Origin of the sequence: Mesorhizobium sp. GbtcB19, assembly GCF_019091085.1 — a bacterium.
In the GTDB taxonomy this organism is placed as follows: domain Bacteria; phylum Pseudomonadota; class Alphaproteobacteria; order Rhizobiales; family Rhizobiaceae; genus Mesorhizobium.
Window position 1 is genome coordinate 21,044 of sequence record NZ_JAGXJY010000036.1, and the last position, 6,000, is coordinate 27,043.

Consider the following 6,000-nt stretch of genomic DNA (forward strand, 5'->3'; position numbering starts at 1 on the left):
GGGCCACCGTGAGACGAGAGGAGGGCATTTCATGCGTTCGAAGGCCAAGTGGCGCGCAGCGCACTAACATCTGTGACACTGGTCGGCACCGGGGGAGCGGTGAGATGCATATCCTAGCATGTGCATGACAAGCGCGGCGGACTTCGGGGCGATGCAACCTTGAAGATATTAGAACCTGCTATTCAGATTTAGTCAGGATCGAGATGGCGCAGACCCTAGCCGAAGAAACCGCTGGCAGGCGTCACGCGTTCCACTCGAGAATGTGGACAAATACGGCTCAGTTGTACTGGATGCGACAGCAGCGCGGTTTCGATCGCGGCCCTGGCTTTCTGAGCCCATTCCGACAAGAGTGACCGCAACGTTTAGTGGCAGTTTGTGGGCGGGGCAGCGCCCTTCGAGAATGGAACAATGCTCCACGCAGCAAAGCGATTTTCGGCCGCGAATTTTTCTAAGTGGTGCAGCCGGCATTGTTAACCACGACGGCTCCTCAGCCTTCAACTGAGAACCTCAAAGGGACGGCGTATGCTTCTGCTGGGGCCTGGGCGGCCAATGGCGTCGCCAATCTGGTGGGCGCGATCAGAAACAGCGATGCAACCATCGCGAACAGACCGGTACAAGCGGTCTGGCTAATGCCACGGCAGCCGGGTTGTCCGCCGCATCAGTGATGCCGCGGCGGAAAGCAAATCGGATGATGCCGTCAGATTGGCAACCGCATCTGGGCAATTTGGACAGGACGGCGTGGGCGGGCACGTCGTCGTGGCACCCGCCCGTCATTCGTTGCCGTCTGTGCGACGATGCAGGCGGCAGCTTCGCTCTGCGGCGTCCGCCGGCAAAGCGACGATCAACTCCTTGCGAGCGACCTGAACGATGTGGACTGGGAGATCCTGACTCCCCTTGCACGCCGCCAGCGGCCCGGACAGGTCGGTCGCACCGGTGGTCAAGGTGGCAAAAGGCGTCTTAGCGCAACTCAATGAGCCATGACGCGCCCATCCAAAAGCCGAAAAACTGCGGCGATGGGGGTTCGATCGGCCCTCCAAGGTCTACGGCGCTCGCGCTGCGTAAATGGGGTCACGGACGGAACGGACTGGCCAGCCCGGGGGAGGGGGGAGCGGCTGGCCAGTCCTGGGCGTCGGGCGGGGGGCCGAAACGCAAGGCAACCCTACTTCAACTGCAGAACGCTGGCATCGCCCGATTGAGCCATGGTGGCATTCCTGTTTTGCATGGCTTTCGACGCTGCAGGCATGGGACGGCAGCACAGCTTGGCCGCGTCATGATGCGCCGTGCGATCAGGCGCGGGCGTTCGCTGACGAATGGTGGATAACAGCAGTTTCTTCTATAGTCATTGTCGCTTCAGGTCTCTGGACCCAAGGATAGTTCGCCTTGCAGGCGCGGGCCGGTTCCTGCCTTTGGTCGATGGCCAATGTGGCCTGCTTCAATTCTTCCTCGCGTTGTCCCGCGCGCGTCGAGCAGATCGCGAAATGCCCGTTGTCGCAAGCGGTCAGACCTTCTGCCCAAGGGGCTATGTCTCGGCTTTTCATTTTCACTTGGTCCTGCCGGCGCTGTCACCTGCGGCGGTGGCAGGGCTTTGGACTAAGTGGCGCGATCGCATACACCTGGAACCGCCAGACCCGCTTGCGCGAAACCCACGGTCACTCGGTGGAATTAGCCGTATCGATTCGTGAATGGAAACCAGACCAGGTCCAACATGGAGCATGGTCGCTGATGTGGAAATGACTGGAGCCAGTCATAGGCCGCTGCGGCTAGGAAGACAGGCGTCAATTTGAGCCCTTCACGCGGTGGCTAAAAAAACCTGCGACAAGCCGAATGCCCAACTCTCCTCTCTCAGCCGATCGGGGCCGACGGCCGGCATTGTCATGCTGTTACAGATGAAATCTCATTCCGCGTCGTTAGGCCCGGGGATTTGTGGGACAACAAGATTGCCTTCGGTCCGGCTAGTGGTGAGATGTCATGACCAAAAACGAAGAGAAAGAGCATCGAGAATCCGCGCCTTTGAGCGGGTCTCGTCTTCTATCGATGCCGCCAGAGCTGTTGGAAAAAATTCTGGCTGAGGCAACTATCGGCGACGTCGGCATGACGAATGTCGAACAGATCGCGCGGAATTTCAGTGCGCTCGAGCGGGTTAGCCGAGGTCTGCAAGGATTTGTCCGCGATAATGAGTCTCCCTTGGGCAAATTCAACGGAGCTATCCATCAGAGCCGTCGGTTGGCAAAGGACCAGTATGAGGCCGTCACAGGGTTTGAAGCCGGGGATAAGGGTTCCGATTCACATAGGCCGGCACATTTGCCGGATCGCGAGTTCCTGACCGCGCACGAACAGTCGACGCTCCGCGGCATGGCGAAAAACCGCTATGAAAGCTTAACGCGCACAATACCTTCGACAGATGATTTTGCTCCACGCTTTCGGGAAATCCTGCCCTATGCCAAGTTTCTGACCGAGAAAGAACAAGGCATCGTTACCGGTCAGGTAGACTTGGTCCACGATCTGAATGATCGCGCAGACAGGATATTTGAAGCGTCTGCCTACCTCGATAACTTTGCAGATGACCCGCGGTCAAACCTTCTCATATCCGCCACTCTCTTGCTGGAAGCGGGCGTCCCGCCGCAGGCCCGGGCCAAAGCATATGATTGCATTGTGAAAGCGCGCCGGGATGGCCATCTGAAACCAATGCATGAGGTTCTTGTCGGCCTTTCCATCGCCGATTTGGATGGATCGGAATTGCGCGGCTTGCTCAATGCCGCGACAAAGAAGCTGCATGAACAGGAAGGTACCTCTTCAGCGGCCGGTAAAACGGAGTTTGACAGCGCCCGGAAGGCTTTGATGAATTCCATGCGCGATCGGACGGAGCGGGGACTATGAGATTCTGTCCTGGCAGTCCCCCTTCCTGTGTCGTTGGTCCGTCGGACTGGCGAGGCGCGTTCCAGCAGCGCTGCTATGGCTTCGAGGCACTACGGAAAGATTGCCACTCCATACAGGGGCCCCTCCATACAGGGCCGAACTGAAGGCGATCAGCGCGCAGCCGACAAGGGTGTCCTCGGGGGTGACCTGCCCCGCTCAGCGCGCATTTCAATCGGCTACGGATCGCAACCGAAATGCACTTTTGCATTGGGTCTGCCGGTGGTGCCCGAGGTCAATCCAGCTAGAGCCATGACGTCGCGCCCGCCCCGTCGAAAATGAAAGGCTCGTCGTGCGCCGCGCGGTCGAGTTCGGCAATATTGGTGCGGCTAGCCTTCGAACAGCTCCTTGTATCCGCTGGTAATCAGCCAGTGTGTCCTTTTCAAGTGGTCGCGGACCGCCTTGAGGGCGCGAGTTGGCTCCTGCCTTGGATCGATGCCCAGTATGGACTGCGCCATCTCTTCCTCACTGGCATTGTCGGCGCACGCGTCAACGAGCTTCAAATAGATTGCGAAATGCTCGTTGTCGTAAGCGGTGAGCGTCTCAGCCCAGGGGACTTCTTCCAAAACGGCAGCGGCTTGAGCAGTCGCTTCATACGGTTTGTCTTTCAAATCCCGCCTCGCAATATGCACGTTCACTCGTTCGTCCGGATTTGTGCACAATATCCTAAAATGGGATAATCCGAAACCAGGATTAGTCGGTGAACCGGTTCCTTCCTGACCGGTTCACCTGATGCCGAGATCCCTTCGATCGCCTCGCCAGCGTCGCCTTTTGAAAGAGCTGATAGCGGCGCGCAAGAGTAAGGGCCTTACTCAGTCACAGGTCGCCGAGGTGCTTGGCCGACCGCAATCCTTCGTCGCTAAATATGAGGGTGGGGAACGTCGCTTGGACGTCATTGAATTTCTCGACGTCACTGAGGTTCTCGATATCGACCCTTGCGGCCTTCTAGCTCTGGTACGTCGGTCTCGTGACCAGTAGGCCATTGTAACCGACCTCATTGGAGCGCGTGCGCGCTTGACGGCGCGCACCGGGTGTTCGTGAACCGAGCTCGCTTTTCGTCGACAGGCTCAGGCGGTCTCGGCCATCCGACATCGCCCCCTGGCCGGGCAGCCCAGTCGGGCTGTGACTGTCGCCGCCCTAATCGGGCGGCGCAGTTTTTTCGGGCAGCGGCAGATCGCGGCCGGAGTCGTCTCCAAGGAAGAGCCGTCTGCGGCGATGATGGAGGCGACCGCGCCCATGAGGCCTGGGCCGTCTGGACGCATCTCCTCGAATTCTACGACCGGCCTCTGGTGAAGCGCAGGTTCGACGATGTCGGCCATTCGATGTTCGTGATCGGGGCCGCAAGTCGGTGCTTGCCCCGTCTTCGTTCTTTTCCGTCGACGACAGGGCGTGGGGCAAACGCTTTTCCGGCGTGATGGTCATTCCGACATCGGCGACCGAGTCCGCCGTCATCGTGAGCTACCCGAAAGAGCAGCCCGGAGGGGCTCGGCGCTAGGTCGCGCCGGTCTTCCTCAAGAGCAGGGAAGAGCGCCCGCTCGCGCTCTCGCACACGCTCGTCGAGAACTTTTTCGTGTCACCGGCCCATGTCGAGGGTCGGCCGGACGCCAAGCGGCACGGTCATCCGTAGCCAGCCGGCGAAGCTGTCACCCGACCTGATGCTGTTCTGATCCCGGTGACATGGCCAGCCAATAATGGAAACCGAGCCGTGGGGTGCGTAGCGCGCCCGTCGTCGCTTGACAGCGGGGCGTGGGGGCGGCCAGGCCCTTCCCCTGCTTCTGCACCGGCCACTACGCGCTGGACCAGGGCGTGCGCGGCAAGGTCATGGACTATCGCTGCGCGCTCGAGATCGGCGGCGTGCGCATTGAGCCGGGAACGCTACTATTCGGCAACAAGGAAGGCGTCCTTGTCATCCCGCGCCAGGCGGAAGAAGAGGTGGTTCAGTTGGCGCTCGAAAAGGTTCGCGGCGAGAAGCTCGTCGCCAAGGCGATCCGCGAAGGCATGAGCGCGGTCGAAGCCTACAAGACCTTCGGCATCATGTGACGGGCCGCCTATCTGCCGGATTGCGAAATGTTGCCCCCCAGAAGCGCTGCGGCCAGGTTGAACGACCAGGGATAAAGGCGGGAAAACCAGGCCCTGCGTATCCGGATCGCTGCTGAGCGAAGCATAGCCGAGAGAGCTCAGCCTGGTCTCGACGGCGCCGGCGGACGTCGATCGCTCATCCGGCGCCAGGCTCAGCGTCTCGTTCGTGACGGTTACCCGAACGTCGGAGATTCATCGTCGCGCCCTACTCCGGCGCGTCACCCCGGGGGCTTGCTCGGTCATGCTCGCTTTGTCCATCGGTTCCTGCCGTCACTCGGCGGCGATGCCGCGGCGTCCAGTGCCGGTGGACAGCACCGCTTCGATGGCGTCGGAGATCGTGCGCAATCCGAGGTCGAGCTCGTCCTCGGAAATCGTCAGCGGCGGGGCGATGCGGAACACGCCTCCCATGCCGGGGAGCTTGACGATGTTCATGCTGAGCCCGCGCCTGAATGCCTCCGCGGCGATTTTCGCGCCGAGCTCGTGATCGGGCTCGCGGCTCTCTCCGTCTTTGACGATCTCGACGCCGAGCATCAGCCCACGGCCGCGCACGTCGCCGACGCATTCGTAGCGCTGCTTCAGCTCGGACAGTCCGTCGAAAAGCCTTCGGCCGAGGTGGCGGGCGCGCTCGACAAGGCGCTCTTCCTCGACGACATCGAGCACGGTCAGGCCAACGGCGGCCGGCAGCGGATCGGACACATGGGTGGTGTAGAACAGGAAGCCACGCTCATGCGCGGTCTCCTCGATCTCGGCGCTCGTCATGACGGCCGCCAGCGGAAGGCCGGCGCCGATGGTCTTCGACAGAGTGAGGATATCCGGCGTGACGCCGTCGCGCTGGAAGGCGAACATGTCGCCGGTGCGGCCGACGCCGGTCTGCGCCTCGTCGAGGATGAGCAGCATGCCGCGCTCGCGGCATTTCTGCTTCAGCGCCGCGAGATAGCCTCGCGGCAGCTCCAGCATGCCGCCGCTCGACAGGATCGGCTCGGCGATGGAGGCCGCGAGGCTGCCGGT

Annotated in this window: 5 protein-coding genes; 3 read left to right on the forward strand and 2 right to left on the reverse strand. The window is 61.1% G+C overall.

What is annotated here, in order from left to right; genetic code table 11:
• The first annotated feature begins 1,968 nt into the window (after positions 1 to 1,968).
• Positions 1,969 to 2,877, forward strand: a complete 909-nt coding sequence (locus tag KVT37_RS30730) for a hypothetical protein (protein ID WP_217578777.1) — start codon at positions 1,969 to 1,971, stop codon at positions 2,875 to 2,877.
• Positions 2,878 to 3,242: 365 nt separating this feature from the next.
• On the opposite strand, the gene KVT37_RS30735 is transcribed toward KVT37_RS30730, so the two are convergent.
• Positions 3,243 to 3,524, reverse strand: coding sequence for a DUF2285 domain-containing protein (locus KVT37_RS30735; protein WP_217578782.1), 282 nt, complete (start codon positions 3,522 to 3,524; stop codon positions 3,243 to 3,245).
• A gap of 121 nt (positions 3,525 to 3,645) precedes the next feature.
• Here KVT37_RS30735 and KVT37_RS30740 point away from each other — a divergent pair, with 121 nt between their 5' ends.
• Positions 3,646 to 3,891: a helix-turn-helix transcriptional regulator gene (locus tag KVT37_RS30740; protein ID WP_217578778.1), complete on the forward strand. Its 246-nt coding sequence runs from the start codon at positions 3,646 to 3,648 to the stop codon at positions 3,889 to 3,891.
• Positions 3,892 to 4,659: 768 nt separating this feature from the next.
• Positions 4,660 to 4,953, forward strand: a complete 294-nt coding sequence (locus KVT37_RS30745; RefSeq protein ID WP_308642798.1) for a hypothetical protein — start codon at positions 4,660 to 4,662, stop codon at positions 4,951 to 4,953.
• A 309-nt stretch (positions 4,954 to 5,262) separates the two neighbouring features.
• Here the strand turns inward: KVT37_RS30745 and KVT37_RS30750 are convergent.
• On the reverse strand, positions 5,263 to 6,000 hold a 738-nt coding region (locus KVT37_RS30750), incomplete at its 5' end, for an aspartate aminotransferase family protein (protein WP_217578779.1).

Bases quoted from the DNA above. Each gene is read 5' to 3' on its own strand.
- KVT37_RS30730 (WP_217578777.1), top strand. From the start codon at position 1,969: ATGACCAAAAACGAAGAGAAAGAGCATCGAGAATCCGCGCCTTTGAGC.
- KVT37_RS30740 (WP_217578778.1), top strand. From the start codon at position 3,646: ATGCCGAGATCCCTTCGATCGCCTCGCCAGCGTCGCCTTTTGAAAGAG.